We start from the raw sequence: 1,697 nt of genomic DNA on the forward strand, positions 1-1,697 counted from the left end.
TCTTCAGACTCGCGGTTTGCGCACTGCGGCCTATCCTGACCGCACGGTTGATCTGACCTTGCGAGCGGGAGAGATACTGGGGCTGGCTGGCCTCGTTGGCGCGGGACGGACCGAGGTCGCGCGAGTCCTGTTCGGCATTGACGCATCGGTTGGCGGCACGGTCGAGGTTCTGGGCCAATCCCTTGCAGATCATTCAGTGGCCGACGCGATTTCCGCGGGGCTGTGTTTGGTCCCCGAAGATCGCAAGGGTCAGGGCTTGCTGCTTGATTTTGCGATTTCCGAAAACATTGCATTGCCCAAACTATCGGAACTGTCACGGCATGGGCTGGTCAATCCTCAGGCCGAAACAGCATTGGCTGAAGACTCCCGGACGAAATTACAAATCAAAGCCCCAAATCTGGGCCAGGCAGCGGCAGAGCTGTCAGGTGGTAACCAACAGAAGGTCGTGCTGGCCAAATGGTTGGCGATGGGTCCCAAGGTGCTGATCGTAGATGAACCGACACGCGGGATTGATGTCGGCTCCAAGGCCGAAGTTTATGCATTGCTGCGCGCGCTTGCCGATGACGGGGTCGCCGTTCTGATGATTTCTTCTGATATGGAGGAGGTTATCGGCGTTTCTGACAGGGTAGCGGTCATGTGTAAGGGGCAGATTACCGGCATTCTGGATCAGAGTTCGGTGTCCGAAGAATCCATCTTGCGACTGGCTGTAGAATAAGGAGATCATATGCTGCGTAAGGATATCGGGCTGGGCATCCTGGTTCTGACCGTTGGGGCGATCGTTGCACTGATCAACCCACGGTTCATTTCCGGGGTGAACCTATCCAACACAGCCAATCTGATCGGTTTGTTTGGACTGTTCTCGATTGCACAGGCCTTTGTGATCGTCACCGCCGGGATTGAATTGTCGGTGGGCTCGGTCATTGCACTTCTTGGCGTGATTTTTGTTGATCTGATCGCGCAGGGAGTACCATGGCCGTTCGCAGCGCTCATCGCTCTGGTGCTTGGCTGCGTGATTGGGGTGCTGCACGGCTGGCTGATCACCCGTCTGAAGTTGCAGCCCTTTGTCGTCACGCTCTGCGGCCTATTGATCTATCGCGGCATCGCGCGGTTCTATACGCAAGACGGCACCGCCGGATTCCCGTTTGGGAGTAGTTTTCCGACACTCGAATACCTCGCCACTGGGCGAACATTGGGCGTGCCACATCCGTTCATCGCCTTCCTGGTCGTCGCCTGCGCAGCATGGTTTCTATTGCACCGGACCGTCTTTGGGCGACACCTGTTTGCCGTGGGCAAGAACGAGGAGGCCGCACGCTTTTCTGGCATCAATACCCGGCGGGTTATTGTCTTGGCCTATGTCATCTGCGCAATGCTCACGGCCTCTTCCGCCATTTTCTTCGCGATGTATACCCGCTCCGTCCAACCGTCCTCACACGGGAATTTCTACGAACTTTATGCCATCGCGGCTGCTGTGCTCGGCGGGTTTTCCCTGCGCGGAGGAGAAGGGTCCATCGTGGGTGTCTGCCTTGGTGTGGTGCTGTTGCAGGTGCTGCAAAACCTGGTGAACCTTTTGGGTATTCCATCTTCGCTGAACTTTGCTGTCATGGGGGGCGTCATTCTGGCCGGTGTCATCGCGGATACCCAATTTGAACGCTATCGGACCGCACGAATGCAAACCGCCATGCGTACAGCGCTTGATG

At 56.9% G+C, this 1,697-nt stretch carries 2 protein-coding genes; both read left to right on the forward strand.

Annotation, left to right across the window (positions count from 1 at the left end; all coding sequences use genetic code 11):
- Positions 1-715, forward strand: a 715-nt coding sequence (locus ACTIEN_RS22220) for an ATP-binding cassette domain-containing protein (RefSeq protein ID WP_439525313.1), incomplete at its 5' end; no start/stop codon positions are given.
- A gap of 9 nt (positions 716-724) precedes the next feature.
- Positions 725-1,697, forward strand: a 973-nt coding sequence (locus ACTIEN_RS22225; protein WP_439525314.1) for an ABC transporter permease, incomplete at its 3' end; no start/stop codon positions are given.

The organism is Marivita sp., assembly GCF_051859345.1.
Lineage (GTDB): Bacteria > Pseudomonadota > Alphaproteobacteria > Rhodobacterales > Rhodobacteraceae > Marivita.